Source organism: Kingella pumchi (assembly GCF_022288825.1).
In the GTDB taxonomy this organism is placed as follows: domain Bacteria; phylum Pseudomonadota; class Gammaproteobacteria; order Burkholderiales; family Neisseriaceae; genus Kingella_D; species Kingella_D pumchi.
Genome location: NZ_JAKOOW010000026.1, coordinates 103,322 through 115,735 on the forward strand (window position 1 = coordinate 103,322; position 12,414 = coordinate 115,735).

Here is a 12,414-nt window from a genome sequence, read left to right on the forward strand (position 1 = left end):
GAAAGCTGCCGCTACCGTGGCGGGTGTTATTTGCCGCTGGCTAGAAACAGCCGGTAGGCGGCGTTGTCGGTTTGCTCTTCGTAAACATAACCGAGCTGCTCGAGAAAGGCATCGAAAGCCTGGGCATCGGCGGGCGGGACGTCGATGGCGACCAGTATCCGCCCGTAGTCGGCGCCGTGGTTGCGGTAGTGGAACAGGCTGATGTTCCAGCCGGTTTGCAGCTGGTCGAGAAAGCGGGCAAGCGCGCCGGGGCGCTCGGGAAACTCGAAGCTGATCAGCCGCTCGTTGGCAACGTTGCGGGTGCGGCCGCCGACCATATAGCGCAGGTGGACTTTGGCCATTTCGTCGTCACTCAAATCGATATTGGGCAGGCGGGCGGCGGACAGCTCGCTGCTGATGCGGGCGATGTCGGAAGCGCCGGCAGCCTGAATGCCGACGAAAATATGCGCGACTTCGGGATCGCCGTAGCGGTAGTTGAATTCGGTGATGTTGCGCGAGCCGAGCACTTTGATGAATTCGCGGAAGCTGCCGGGGCGCTCGGGAATGGAAACGGCGAAAATCGCTTCGTTGCCTTCGCTCAATTCGCTGCGCTCGGAAACGTGGCGCAGGCGGTGGAAATTGATATTGGCGCCGCTGGTAATGGCGGCAAGGGTCTGGCCGTGCACGCCGTTGCGGGCGATATAGGCTTTGAGCCCCGCCAGCGCCAGCGCGCCGGAGGGCTCGCAAATGCTGCGGGTATCGTCAAAAATATCTTTGAGCGCGCTGCACACGGCATCGGTATCGACGGTGATGATGTCGTCCAACAAATCGCGGCACATGCGGAAAGTCTCTTCGCCCACCAGCTTGACGGCGGTGCCGTCGGCAAACAGGCCGACGTCTTTGAGCGCCACGCGCTCGCCGGCGGCCACGGAAACTTTCATCGCGCAGGAATCGTTGGTCTGCACGCCGATCACTTTGATTTCGGGGCGCACCTGTTTGATAAACGCCGCCACACCCGCCGCCAGCCCGCCGCCGCCGATGGGCACGAATACCGCGTCCAGATACTTGGGATGCTGGCGGACGATTTCCATGCCCACCGTGCCCTGGCCGGCGATCACATCGGGATCGTCAAAAGGCGGGATATAGGTTTTGCCGCTTTCGGCCACCAGCTTCATGGCGTGCTCGTAGGCATCGCTGTAGGAGACGCCGGCCAGCACCACTTCGCCGCCGCGGGCGCGCACGGCGTCGATTTTGATCTGCGGCGAGGTTTCCGGCATCACGATGGTGGCCTGGCAGCCGAGCAGCTGCGCCGACATCGCCACCCCCTGCGCGTGGTTGCCGGCGCTGGCGGCGATCACGCCTTTTTGCAGCGCTTCGGGCGGCAGCTTGGCCATTTTGTTGTAGGCGCCGCGGATTTTGAAGGAAAACACCGGCTGCAAATCTTCGCGCTTGAGCAGGATGGTGTTGCCGGTGCGCCGCGACAGGTTGGCGGCGGTTTCAAGCGGGGTTTCGACTGCGGCGTCGTATACCGCGGCGGTCAGGATGCGGATCAGATAGTCGGCATATTGGGGGTAGTGGTTGATGTTCATATCGGCTGTTTCGGCGCTTGGCAAAAAAGGCGCAACCTTAACGCCGCCGCCGCTTCGGCGCAAGTCTTGCCGCCGCCGTTTGACCGCCGCGCTACACTTTCAGGCTGCCTGCGCCGCCAAGCAGCCTGAAAGACGGAGCTGCAGCGGCGCCGGCGCAGACGCCAAAGCGCTTCTTGGGCTATAATCGCGGCTCGTTTTCCCGGCGGCTGCTGCGAAAGTGTTTGAGCCAAAGTTTGAATCGGGCTTTCAGGCTGCCTATTTGAAACTTGAGACGAAAGGAAATCAGCCATGTTGTTTCTGCTTATCGTTTTGCCGGTTGCCATCGGTTTCGCCTGCCTGAAACTGCTGGATTCCAAACAATGGCTCCAGGCCATGATCGCCAGCGCGCTGCTGTTTTGCATTGCCGCCGGCTGGTGGTTCAAGCAGCCGTTTTTCGGCCTGTTTATCGGTGTGTGGGTGTTTGCCGCTTTCTTTTTGCCGTGGATTATTATGCTGTGGCTTGACGACCAGCCTTTCCCCAAAATCGACCTGCATGAAATGTGGAACCGCCCGTTTATGCTGCTCGATAAGAAAACCGATGTGATTGACGAGCTGTGGGGCGGCGCCGGCGAAGAAGATGCTGTTGAACCGCCCTCTGCCAAAGAGCGCAAACTGCGCAGCTACAAGCGCTAAAGCCGTTTGTTTTTTCAGGCTGCCCGAGAGCAAAGGTTTTCGGGCAGCCTGAAAGCGTAACGGGCGCCCGCCCTGCTGCCGGCCAAAGGTTCAAAATCGAAAACGAAATCCTGATGCGCCCCAAGCCGAAACTTCCGCCAACCGCCCGCAATCCGCTCCCGTAAACCAAGAAACTCCCGACATGGAAAAACACTTCTTCGCCGCTCTTCTCTGCACCCTTGCCGCCAGCGCCGCCGCCCGACAGTACGCCGTCGATATCGACGACGGCATCACCGGCACGGCCGACATCCAAGGCAGCCGCTTCAAGATCGAATCCATCCGCAGCATCTACCGCGGCCAATGCAAACTCGAAGGCCGCATCAAAAACGGCAGCTGGCGCGACGGCCGAGGCTGCGTCGTCCGCTTCGCATTCGGCGGCAAAAACCAAGAAAAGCTCACCGTCACCCCCGAAGGCGAATGCAGCCGCTACTGCGGCGAGGACGGCAGCTTCAAAGCCACATATAACGCCATCCCCGCCCTGTGCACCCCGCAAGGCAGCCGGGCTGCCGAGCAGCGTTTTCAGGCTGCCTACCGCGCCCAACGCTACACCGAGGCCCTGGAAATCAAAAAACGATACGTCGAACAATGCGATCGTTTCGCCACCGACGCATCCCGAATCAAAATCTACAACGATCTGGCCGACAGTTACCTGCACACCGGCGACAAAGCCGCCTGCCGCCGCACCCTTGCCGAGATTGCGTACCGCTTCGCGCTCGGAGTCCACCCCTCTTTCTACGCAGGCGAACACTTTCCCCGCGAACAGAAACGCTATGAAGCAACAACCCAAGCCTGCGCCGAATAAAGCCGCACGGCCAAGGCAGCCTGAAAGCCCGTTTTCCGTTTTCAGGCTGCCTATACCCGTTTAAACCGTTTCCGAAGCCATGATTAAAACCGACAGAATCCGTAAGTCCCTGCCCGTGCCAAGCATGTCCCGAACCCTGAATATCCTGCTGCTTGCCGCGCTTGCCGGCGCGCTGGCGCTGCCTGCCGCCGCCGCGCCGCGGGTAAAGCAGAAAATCCGCCCCCAAGCCGCGCCAACGGCGTCTGCCCCTGCCCCTGCTGCATCCACGCCGGCTGCGTCTGAAACGGCACCGCCTGCCGCGTCCGCTGCTGTCCCGAGTGTTGCCGCCCCCGCCGTCCACCGGCCGCAGCCCTTGCCGGAAATCGCCGCCACCGCCTATGCGGTGCAGGATTTGCAAAGCGGGCAGGTGCTGGCGGAAAAAAACTGGGAAACGCCGATCGAGCCGGCTTCGCTCACCAAGCTGATGACCGCCTATCTGGTTTTCAAAGCGCTGCAGGAAGGCAGCCTGAAACCGGAGCAGACGGTTACCGTGTCCGCACGCAGCTGGGGCACCGACGGCCCGCGGATGCTGCTGCTGAAAGATTCGCAGGTGAGCATTGCCGACCTGGTCAAGGGGCTGGTGGTGCAGCAGAGCAACGATGCGGCGGTGGCGCTGGCCGAAGCGGTGGCCGGCAGCGAAGAGCAGTTTGTCGAAATGATGAATGCCGAAGCCAAGCGGCTGGGCATGGCGCAAACCCGTTTTGAAAACAGCACCGGCCTGCACGGCGAGCAGCACTTGAGCAGCGCCAAAGACCTGCTGATACTCGCCGCGGCGCTGATGCGCGACTTCCCGCCGCAGTATTACCAGATTTACTCGATCAAATCCTTTACCTACAACGGCATCACCCAGCCCAACCGCAACCTGCTGCTGTTTCGAGATCCGGCGGTGGACGGCATTGCCGGCGGTTACGGCGGCAGCGCCGGCTACCATCTGATCGCTTCGAGCAAACGCAACGGCCGCCGCGTGGTGGCGTTGGTGGCCGGCGCCGCCAGCCCCGAAGCGCGCGCCACCGAAAGCAGCAAGCTCTTAAACTACGCGCTGCAGGAATTCGATACCGTGCTGCTGTACCGCGCCGGCGAAAAAGCGGCCGAGATTCCGGTGTCCGGCGGTGCCGCACCCGCCGTGGCCGCCGGTTTCGAGCAGGATCTGTACCTGAGCATCCCGCGCAGCCGCGACGGCGTCAAAATCGAAATCGAAAGCCGCCGACCGCTCGCCGCCCCGCTGGACAAAGGGCAGCCGCTGGGCACGTTGCGGCTCAAATCCGGTAGCCGCGTGCTGGCCGAACGGCCGCTGGTTGTGGTTGCCGCCATGCCGCAGGCCGGCTTTTGGGGGCGCATCAAGCAGCTCTTCTCATAGCGCCTTTCAGGCTGCCTGAAAGGCGAAATCCCGTTATAATGCACCGCTTTTTACCGCCGCCGCCGCGCGCGCGGTTCAACCTCCACACTTAAAGGACAGCAAACATGGGCTTTTTACAAGGCAAGAAAATCCTCATCACCGGCATGATTTCCGACCGCTCCATCGCCTACGGCATCGCCAAAGCCTGCCACGAGCAGGGCGCCGAGCTGGCGTTTACCTATGTGGTGGACAAACTCGAAGACCGCGTGCGCAAGCTGGCCGAAGGCTTCGGCTCCAAGCTGGTGTTCCGCTGCGACGTGCAAAACGACGAAGAAATCGCCCGCGTGTTCGCCGATTTGGGCCAGTCGTGGGACGGCCTCGACGGCCTGGTTCACGCCATCGCCTTCGCCCCCAAAGAAGCGCTGTCCGGCGATTTTCTCGACAGCATCAGCCGCGAAGCCTTCAACACCGCCCACGAAATCTCCGCCTACAGCCTGCCGGCGCTGGCCAAAGCCGCCCGCCCGATGATGCAGGGGCGCAAAGCCTCCATCGTCGCACTCTCCTACCTGGGCGCCGTGCGCGCGATTCCCAACTACAACGTAATGGGCATGGCCAAAGCCAGCCTGGAAGCCGGCATCCGCTTCACCGCGTCCTGCCTCGGTAAAGAAGGCATCCGCTGCAACGGCATTTCCGCCGGCCCAATCAAAACCCTCGCCGCCGCCGGCATCGCCGACTTCGGCCGCCTGCTCGGACACGTTGCCGAACAAAACCCGCTACGCCGCAACGTAACCGCCGACGAAGTTGGCACCGCCGCCGCCTTCCTGCTCTCCGATCTGGCCTCCGGCATCACCGGCGAAATCACCTATGTGGACGGCGGTTACAGCATCAACGCGCTCAACGAAAACTAAACCCGCCTTCAGGCAGCTTGAATGCCGCCGCCTTTTTCAGGCTGCCCGCGCCGCTTCAACGGCTGCTCGGGCAGCCTGAAAACTTTGAGGCGGCCTGAAAGTGCCGGTTTCGTGCCGGCCTGAATGTTCAGGCTGCTTGGTAACAGCCTTGCCGGCCATTCCCCAAGCAGCCTGAAAACAGCAAACCCTTTTCCCGCCATTGCTCTTGCGCGGGAAAAGGGTTTTTTCAAGCAGCCTGAAAAGCCAAAACGGGCTTTCAGGCTGCCTGGGATGGGCTGTCAAACTACTTCGTTTTCCTCTTGCCGAACCCAGCCGTGCAGCCCCTGTTCCAGCCATGTTGCGCCGTGGCGCTGCCACAGGCTGTTATCGGCATAGGCCAGAAGCGGCAGGGAAGTGCCGTTTTGCAGGCAGGTGTTTAGGGCGGCGGCATCCTTATCGTTATCGACGCGCCACAGCAGCACATCGGCATCTTGGGCAGCCTGAAACTCGGCGAGGCTGGAAACGGCTACCCACACAGTTTTACCCGCGGGCAGCCGGCCGAGCGTTTGCAGTTCGGCATAATCGAGCACGATATTGGCATGGGCGTCCGATGATAAACGATAGGGAACGACGCGGTATTCCTGCCCGCCGCGGCAGCCTGAAAAACCGGTTTTCAGGCTGCCGAAAAGCTGCGGCGGAATGGCCAGCGCAGCCAACAGCGCCTGATTGGCGGGCAGCATCGGTTCGACGGTGTAGCGGCCGGCCTGCTGCCATGCCCAGCGCTGGCCTTCGCGGGCTTCAGGCTGCCCGCGCCAGCCCTCGGGCGCAATGCGGAAAAAATACAGGTTCACCAGCGCGTGTTCGTAGCGGTGGATTTTGACCAGCCACGGACGGGCGCTCAGAATTTCGATGCCCAGCTCTTCGGCAAACTCGCGCTTGAGCGCCTGCAACGGCGTTTCGCCGGCTTCGATTTTGCCGCCGGCAAATTCCCAGTAGCCGGCGTAGGGCTTGCCCTCGGGGCGGGACGACAGCAGAAACTCGCCGGCATCGTTTTCGACTATGCCGGCGGCCACGCGGATTTCGGGAACGCCTGCCATTACGGCGCTCCGTGCGATTCGGGATTGGCCAGCCAGGCGCTTTCGCTTTTGCCGCTGTAAAACTCTTCCTTCCAAATCGGCACCTGGGCTTTGACGGTGTCGATAATAAAGCGGCAGGCGGCAAAACCGGCGTCGCGGTGGCCGGCGGCGACGCCCACCCATACCGCCATCTCGCCTACTTCCAAGCGGCCGTAGCGGTGCACGCAAACGGCATCGGCAATGGCAAAGCGGCGTTTGGCTTCGGCAATCACTTCGTTGCCGGCGTTGAGTGCCAGCTCGCGGTAGGCGCTGTACACCAGATATTCGACGCGGCTGCCTTCGTTTTGGCGGCGCACCCAGCCCTCGAAGCAGTTGAAGGCGCCGCAGTTTTCGTTGCCCAGCAGCCGCGCGCGCAGGGCGGCGGCGTCGATGGCGGATTCGGTCAGATCAAACATTTCAGCCTCCTGCCACCGGCGGGATAAAGGCCAGGATGTCGCCGGCTTTCAGCGCGGTGTCCCAAGCGGCAAATTGGTGGTTGACGGCGCAGCGCAGGCGCTCTTGCGGCAGGGCAAAGCCGTGTTGCGCGGCCAGGCGCTGATATACGACGGCGGCGGTTTCGCCGTTATTCAGAACAACGGTTTCGCTTTCGCGACCGGCCGCTTCGCGCAGGGCGGCGAAGTAGAGCACTTGGATTTCAGCGGCTGAAGTCATGTTTGCCTCCGGATTTGTGCAGCAGGCGCACGTCTTGGATTTCGATGTCGTGGCTGAGTGCTTTGGTCATGTCGTACACGGTAAGCGCGGCTACGGTTACGGCGGTGAGCGCTTCCATTTCGACGCCGGTTTTGTGGGTAACGGCCACTTCGGCGGTGATATTCAGGCTGTAGGTGGCGTCGTCGTATTCGAGCTCCAGCTTGCAGCGCTCGAGCATCATCGGGTGGCACATCGGAATCAGCGCGGCGGTATTCTTGGCGGCCATAATGCCGGCGATGCGGGCAACTTCGGTAATCGCGCCTTTGGCGGTTTGGCCGTTGGCAGCCTGAATCTGGGCATAGGTCTGCGGCGGGAACAGTACCCGCGCGCCGGCTTGGGCCACGCGGCGGGTTACGGCTTTGTCGCCGACATCGACCATACGGCTTTTGCCTTGTTCGTCCAAATGGGTAAGCGACATGGCTTTCCTTTCTAAAACGGTGGGAATGCTTACAGCAGGCGCTCGGGCGCGGGGCTGTCGGCCAGCACCTGCGCGCTCAGATAGGCCTGAACGCTTTCTTTGATTTCAAAACGGTCTTTATGCTGCACTTCTTGCGGCAGCAGTGGCGGCGGAATATCGACGCTGACGCGGATTTCCGGCAGCGACACCACCTGCCACAGCGAGCGGATCAGGCCGACGTGGGCAAAGGAAACCGCTTCGGTGCGGCGACCGCCGGCGTAATAGCGCATCGCCACCGGCTGCACCGCGCAGCCGCTGTTGATGGCAGCCTGAAACAGCGCGGCTTTGAGCGGCAGCACGCCGTTGCCCAAAGACGTGCGCGCTTCGGGGAAAAAGCAGACATTGCCGCCGGCTTTGAGCGTCTCGCTCATGGCGGCGGTGATGGGGTCGATGTCTTTGCGGTTGCTGCGGTCGATAAACACCGTGCCGGCGTTGCGCACCGCCGCGCCGATCAGCGGCCAGCCGGCCAGCTCTTTCATAGCGATAAAGCTCGACGGATAAAACAGGCTGACCACGAAAATATCCAGCCACGAGATATGGTTGGGCGTAACCAGCAGGCTGCCTGAATATTCGGGCGGCGGATTGGGCGCATCGACGCGCACATTGAGCAGCTGCAGGCATCGCGCGCTGGCATCGCGCAGAATGCGGTTGCGCTCGGCCAGGGTAAAACCATCCAGCCGGCGCAGGCGGGCGGCGGTGGCGAAAAACCAGCCGATCAGGCGGAAAATGCGGATAAAACGGGTAAAGAAGCGGGTTTTGGCAGCCATGCAGACAATCGGGCGGAGAGCAAAAAGTGCGCATGATGCAGGCTTTGCCTGCCGCTGGCAAGTGCGCCGCCGCCGGCAAAGGCTATGCCGGCGATAGCGGCGGCGCGGGCAAAAGTTTTCAGGCTGCCTGAAACGGAATCAGGCAGCCTGAAAAGCGCAAAACGGTGTTTTAGGGCTGCAGGCACAGCTTAAGCCAGATGGCCTGCTGCTCGGGATTCAAAAGCTGGAAAAACTCGTGGTAAAACTGCAGTTCGGCCACGGTGTTTTGGATATCGGTTTCATAGCGCGCCTGGGCGATGCGCTGGGCGTGATGGACATCGAAAGTGTTTTTTTCAAACAGCGGCACCAAAGGCACTTGGTGGTTGTGGCGGCTGTCGCGGCTGATGCGTCCGAGCGCCGATTTGTAGCGCTTACGCAGACCCTGCATCTCGGACATCTGCTGGCTGCTGAGCTTGAGAATGCGCAGGTTGCAGTTGGGGCGGATGTCCGCGGCAAAGGCAGCATGCGGCAGCAGCAGAAAAACACCGACCGCCAGCAGGCGGCAGAAAGGAGCGAATCGAAAAAGCATGGATCAGCCTGTATTTTATTAAACCTTTGCAAACGGCAAAGCGGCATGTGCGTGTGATAGTTGGTTCAGCCGCAAGCGCGGCATATTCTATGCCCAAATCCGCACACGGGCAAATAAAATGCCGCCCGCAGGCGCTTGGGGCGCCGCATTGTTCCGCAGATGCTCGCCAGCCGCCGCCGGCGTGCCGCGGTTGCCGCCGCGGGGCGAACTGGGTATGCTAGGGCGCGTTGGCATCCGACTTTTGAAGCGGATTTTGCGGCATAAAACGGCAGATGGAAGGCAAAAATGCGAGCCTATGCTCCCATAGGCAAGTATTTTTAACGCGGCAGATGCCGTTTTAGGACGTAAAAGCCGCCAAAATGTTGATTGCTGACGCGCCCCAGAGCTTACATAACTTTACCGTATCCGAAAACCACACAGGACACACCGCATGACCCGCTACCGCATCGCCCCCAGCATTCTTGCCGCCGATTTCGCCCGCCTGGGCGAAGAAGTGAGCGACGTGATTGCCGCCGGCGCCGACCTTATCCATTTTGATGTAATGGACAACCACTACGTTCCCAATCTCACCTTCGGGCCGATGGTCTGCGCCGCCATCAAGCCCTACGCCAGCGTGCCGGTGGACGTGCATCTGATGGTCGAGCCGGTGGACGCACTGATCGAAGCCTTTATCGGCGCCGGTGCCGACATCATTACCTTCCACCCCGAAGCCAGCCACCACATCGACCGCAGTCTGGCGCTGATTAAAAACGCCGGCCGCCAAGCCGGGCTGGTGCTTAATCCCGCCACGCCGCCGCAGGTGCTGGAGCATGTTTTCGACAAGCTCGACATGGTGCTGCTGATGTCGGTGAACCCCGGCTTCGGCGGCCAGGCCTTTATCCCGCATACGCTCGACAAACTGCGCCAAGTGCGCACCATGCTCGATGCTTATCGGGCGCACAGCGGCCGCCGCATCGCGCTGGAAGTGGACGGCGGCATCAAAACCGCCAACATCGCCGCCGCCGCCGCCGCCGGCGCCGATACCTTTGTCGCCGGTTCCGCCATTTTCGGCGCCGCAGACTACGCCGCTGAAATCGCCGCCATGCGCCGCGAGCTGGCGGCGGTATAACCGGCATGACCGGATAACTTTTCCGTTTTTCAGGCTGCCTGAAAAACCAAAGCAGCCTGAAAATCCCAAAAACAAGGAGCGCACCATGAACGGCCACATTCTGCTGCTGCACGGCATCCATATGCACGCTTGGACCATGCTGCCTTTTGCCCTGCTGCTGCGCCGCTACGCCTACAGCACCGCCACTTTCGGCTATTACAGCGTCTGGCAGGACTACCGCCACCACTGCGATGCGCTGGCCGAGCGCACGGAAGCTTTTTTCAGGCTGCATCCCGACGAGCCGCTGCACTTTGTCGGCCACAGCCTGGGCGGGCTGGTGCTGCGCCATTTTGCCGCCGCGCGGCCGGATTTGGTGCGCGGCCGCATCGTTACGCTCGGCACGCCGCACCAGGGCAGCGCCACCGCCGCCGCCATCCGAGCCCGTCATGTCGGCGTGCCGCTGCTCGGGCGTGCTTATCACGACTTGCTTGACGGCAATCTGCCATCGCTGCCGGCAGGCATCGAGCTGGGCAGCATTGCCGGCAACCGGCCGCTGGGCATCGGCCATCTGGTCGGACTGGAAGGCGAAAACGACGGCACCGTGCTGTGCGCCGAAACCCATTGCGTAGGCATGGCCGACCACATTGTGCTGCCGGTTTCGCACACCGCGATGATTGCCGACAAAGAAGCCGCCGCCCAAACCGCCGCCTTTTTGCGCAGCGGCCGTTTCGACCATGAGCGCTTAAAACACAAAGCAGCCTGAAAACATCCGCCCTGCCCATCCACCGCCCTTAGGAGCCGCCCATGATTAACCGTGAAGACCCCTTAATCCGCCAACTGGCCGCCGCCGAACCCGTGCTGTGGCGCAATCCGAACATCGCCCCCGCCGCCCAGGCGCTCGCTGATGTCGGCCTGAGCGCCGCCGACGTGGCCGATGCCGCCGCGCGGCTGCAGCGTTTTGCCCCCTATATCCGCGCCGTGTTTCCCGCCACCGCCGCAGCCGATGGCCTGATCGAAAGCCCGCTCTACCGCACGCCCAAATTGCAGGAAGCGCTGCATCTCAAGAGCGATTTGTGGATTAAGGCAGACAGCGAACTGCCGGTTTCCGGCTCGATCAAAGCGCGCGGCGGCATTTACGAAGTGTTGCAGCACGCCGAAGCGCTGGCACTGCAGCACGGCCTGCTGCGCGAGGGCGATAACTACGCCAAGCTCGACAGCGAAGAAGCGCGGCAGTTTTTCCGCCGCTATACCGTCGCCGTCGGTTCCACCGGCAATCTGGGGCTTTCCATCGGCATTATGGCCGCCAAACTCGGCTTTCAGGCTGCCGTGCACATGTCCGCCGACGCCCGCCAATGGAAAAAAGACAAACTGCGCGCCAACGGCGTCAGCGTTTACGAATACGCCGGCGACTACGGCGAAGCGGTTGCCGCCGGCCGCGCCCAAGCCGAGCAAGACCCCTATGCCTATTTTGTCGATGACGAAAACTCGCGCCACCTGTTTCTCGGCTACGCCGTTGCCGGCGAACGGCTCAAAGCGCAATGCGCCGAACAGGGATTGCGCGTCGATGCCGAACATCCGCTGTATGTCTATCTGCCCTGCGGCGTCGGCGGCGGCCCCGGCGGCGTTGCCTTCGGGCTGAAACTCGCCTTTGGCGACGCCGTGCGCTGCGTGTTTGCCGAGCCGGTACAGTCGCCCTGCATGCTCTTGGGCGTCTATACCGGCCTGCACGACGAAATCGCCGTCAGCGACATCGGCCTGAGCAACCGCACCGCCGCCGACGGACTGGCCGTCGGCCGCGCATCGGGCTTTGTCGGCCGCGCCATGCAGCGTTCCATCGACGCCTTTTACACCGTACCCGACGCCGAACTGTTCCGCCTGCTGCGCACCGTCCGCCACAGCGAAGGCCTGCAGCTCGAACCGTCCGCCTGCGCCGCGCTCGCCGGCACACCGTATTTCGACGACGTCGCCAACGCCACCCACCTGGCCTGGGCCACCGGCGGCAGCATGGTGCCGGACGAAGTGTTTGCCGAATACCTGCAAGAGGGCGAGGCAGCCTGAAAGCAGTCAAAACCCCAAAAAGCAGCCTGAAAACCATGGGAAGCGGTTTTCACAGGCTGCTTTTTTGTCGGGATGCGTTGGGGATGGCCGGCTTAATAAATGGAATAACCTTCTTTGGACTTGGTGCAGCTTAAATGGCTTTTCCATTCCAGCTGAACATCAATTTTGCAATGCTTGTGCAAACTTGTGTAATCGGAAAATATAACCAATATATCTTTATTTACGCAAAACATTTTTTCATATTCATATTCGCTAAGCAGTGGTTTGACATGAAAACTACCATTTTTAATCATGGCGCTATTAATTTT

The 12,414-nt window shown here is 61.5% G+C and carries 15 protein-coding genes; 7 read left to right on the forward strand and 8 right to left on the reverse strand.

Annotated features, from left to right (window positions below):
* Positions 1-26 precede the first annotated feature (26 nt).
* Positions 27-1,568, reverse strand: coding sequence for a threonine ammonia-lyase, biosynthetic (ilvA, locus tag MB824_RS07985; protein WP_238747873.1), 1,542 nt, complete (start codon positions 1,566-1,568; stop codon positions 27-29).
* Positions 1,569-1,856: 288 nt separating this feature from the next.
* Here ilvA and MB824_RS07990 point away from each other — a divergent pair, with 288 nt between their 5' ends.
* The 4 genes from MB824_RS07990 (at position 1,857) to fabI (ending at position 5,364) form a co-directional block, all read left to right on the forward strand.
* The gene (locus tag MB824_RS07990) at positions 1,857-2,240 is read left to right on the forward strand and encodes a hypothetical protein (protein WP_238747874.1); all 384 of its coding nucleotides are present in this window, start codon (positions 1,857-1,859) and stop codon (positions 2,238-2,240) included.
* Between the two features lie 181 nt (positions 2,241-2,421).
* Positions 2,422-3,081, forward strand: a complete 660-nt coding sequence (locus MB824_RS07995; RefSeq protein ID WP_238747876.1) for a hypothetical protein — start codon at positions 2,422-2,424, stop codon at positions 3,079-3,081.
* 124 nt (positions 3,082-3,205) lie between these two features.
* A complete protein-coding gene (locus MB824_RS08000; protein WP_238747877.1) occupies positions 3,206-4,477 on the forward strand; it encodes a D-alanyl-D-alanine carboxypeptidase family protein in 1,272 nt (423 codons plus the stop codon).
* 104 nt (positions 4,478-4,581) lie between these two features.
* Positions 4,582-5,364 (forward strand): enoyl-ACP reductase FabI, encoded by a 783-nt coding sequence (fabI, locus tag MB824_RS08005; RefSeq protein WP_238747879.1) that lies wholly within the window; start codon positions 4,582-4,584, stop codon positions 5,362-5,364.
* Positions 5,365-5,642: 278 nt separating this feature from the next.
* Here the strand turns inward: fabI and MB824_RS08010 are convergent, their stop codons facing one another.
* From MB824_RS08010 to MB824_RS08035, 6 genes are all read right to left on the reverse strand, one after another.
* Positions 5,643-6,440, reverse strand: coding sequence for an NUDIX domain-containing protein (locus MB824_RS08010; protein WP_238747881.1), 798 nt, complete (start codon positions 6,438-6,440; stop codon positions 5,643-5,645).
* Positions 6,440-6,874 carry a molybdenum cofactor biosynthesis protein MoaE gene (locus MB824_RS08015; RefSeq protein ID WP_238747883.1) on the reverse strand — a complete coding sequence of 145 codons (435 nt, stop codon included), beginning with the start codon at positions 6,872-6,874 and terminating at the stop codon, positions 6,440-6,442. Before MB824_RS08015 ends, MB824_RS08010 begins: the two co-directional genes overlap by 1 nt.
* 1 nt (position 6,875) lies before the next feature.
* Positions 6,876-7,130: a MoaD/ThiS family protein gene (locus tag MB824_RS08020; protein WP_238747884.1), complete on the reverse strand. Its 255-nt coding sequence runs from the start codon at positions 7,128-7,130 to the stop codon at positions 6,876-6,878.
* The gene (gene moaC, locus MB824_RS08025; RefSeq protein WP_238747886.1) at positions 7,114-7,587 is read right to left on the reverse strand and encodes a cyclic pyranopterin monophosphate synthase MoaC; all 474 of its coding nucleotides are present in this window, start codon (positions 7,585-7,587) and stop codon (positions 7,114-7,116) included. The genes MB824_RS08020 and moaC overlap by 17 nt, the downstream gene beginning before the upstream one ends.
* A gap of 29 nt (positions 7,588-7,616) precedes the next feature.
* Positions 7,617-8,393 (reverse strand): lysophospholipid acyltransferase family protein, encoded by a 777-nt coding sequence (locus MB824_RS08030; protein ID WP_238747888.1) that lies wholly within the window; start codon positions 8,391-8,393, stop codon positions 7,617-7,619.
* Positions 8,394-8,562: 169 nt separating this feature from the next.
* Positions 8,563-8,961 (reverse strand): Spy/CpxP family protein refolding chaperone, encoded by a 399-nt coding sequence (locus MB824_RS08035; RefSeq protein ID WP_238747890.1) that lies wholly within the window; start codon positions 8,959-8,961, stop codon positions 8,563-8,565.
* 430 nt (positions 8,962-9,391) lie between these two features.
* On the opposite strand from MB824_RS08035, the gene rpe reads away from it, so the two are divergent.
* From rpe to MB824_RS08050, 3 genes are all read left to right on the forward strand, one after another.
* Positions 9,392-10,069, forward strand: coding sequence for a ribulose-phosphate 3-epimerase (gene rpe / locus MB824_RS08040; RefSeq protein ID WP_238747893.1), 678 nt, complete (start codon positions 9,392-9,394; stop codon positions 10,067-10,069).
* An 85-nt stretch (positions 10,070-10,154) separates the two neighbouring features.
* On the forward strand, positions 10,155-10,811 hold the full coding sequence (locus tag MB824_RS08045) for an esterase/lipase family protein (protein WP_238747895.1): 657 nt from the start codon (positions 10,155-10,157) through the stop codon (positions 10,809-10,811).
* Between the two features lie 41 nt (positions 10,812-10,852).
* A complete protein-coding gene (locus MB824_RS08050; RefSeq protein ID WP_238747897.1) occupies positions 10,853-12,106 on the forward strand; it encodes a D-serine ammonia-lyase in 1,254 nt (417 codons plus the stop codon).
* 92 nt (positions 12,107-12,198) lie between these two features.
* Here the strand turns inward: MB824_RS08050 and MB824_RS08055 are convergent.
* On the reverse strand, positions 12,199-12,414 hold a 216-nt coding region (locus MB824_RS08055; protein ID WP_238747899.1), incomplete at its 5' end, for a hypothetical protein.

Coding starts and splice junctions, on each gene's coding strand:
- ilvA (WP_238747873.1), bottom strand. CDS start 1,568: ATGAACATCAACCACTACCCCCAATATGCCGACTATCTGATCCGCATC.
- MB824_RS07990 (WP_238747874.1), top strand. CDS start 1,857: ATGTTGTTTCTGCTTATCGTTTTGCCGGTTGCCATCGGTTTCGCCTGC.
- MB824_RS07995 (WP_238747876.1), top strand. CDS start 2,422: ATGGAAAAACACTTCTTCGCCGCTCTTCTCTGCACCCTTGCCGCCAGC.
- MB824_RS08000 (WP_238747877.1), top strand. CDS start 3,206: ATGTCCCGAACCCTGAATATCCTGCTGCTTGCCGCGCTTGCCGGCGCG.
- fabI (WP_238747879.1), top strand. CDS start 4,582: ATGGGCTTTTTACAAGGCAAGAAAATCCTCATCACCGGCATGATTTCC.
- MB824_RS08010 (WP_238747881.1), bottom strand. CDS start 6,440: ATGGCAGGCGTTCCCGAAATCCGCGTGGCCGCCGGCATAGTCGAAAAC.
- MB824_RS08015 (WP_238747883.1), bottom strand. CDS start 6,874: ATGTTTGATCTGACCGAATCCGCCATCGACGCCGCCGCCCTGCGCGCG.
- MB824_RS08020 (WP_238747884.1), bottom strand. CDS start 7,130: ATGACTTCAGCCGCTGAAATCCAAGTGCTCTACTTCGCCGCCCTGCGC.
- moaC (WP_238747886.1), bottom strand. CDS start 7,587: ATGTCGCTTACCCATTTGGACGAACAAGGCAAAAGCCGTATGGTCGAT.
- MB824_RS08030 (WP_238747888.1), bottom strand. CDS start 8,393: ATGGCTGCCAAAACCCGCTTCTTTACCCGTTTTATCCGCATTTTCCGC.
- MB824_RS08035 (WP_238747890.1), bottom strand. CDS start 8,961: ATGCTTTTTCGATTCGCTCCTTTCTGCCGCCTGCTGGCGGTCGGTGTT.
- rpe (WP_238747893.1), top strand. CDS start 9,392: ATGACCCGCTACCGCATCGCCCCCAGCATTCTTGCCGCCGATTTCGCC.
- MB824_RS08045 (WP_238747895.1), top strand. CDS start 10,155: ATGAACGGCCACATTCTGCTGCTGCACGGCATCCATATGCACGCTTGG.
- MB824_RS08050 (WP_238747897.1), top strand. CDS start 10,853: ATGATTAACCGTGAAGACCCCTTAATCCGCCAACTGGCCGCCGCCGAA.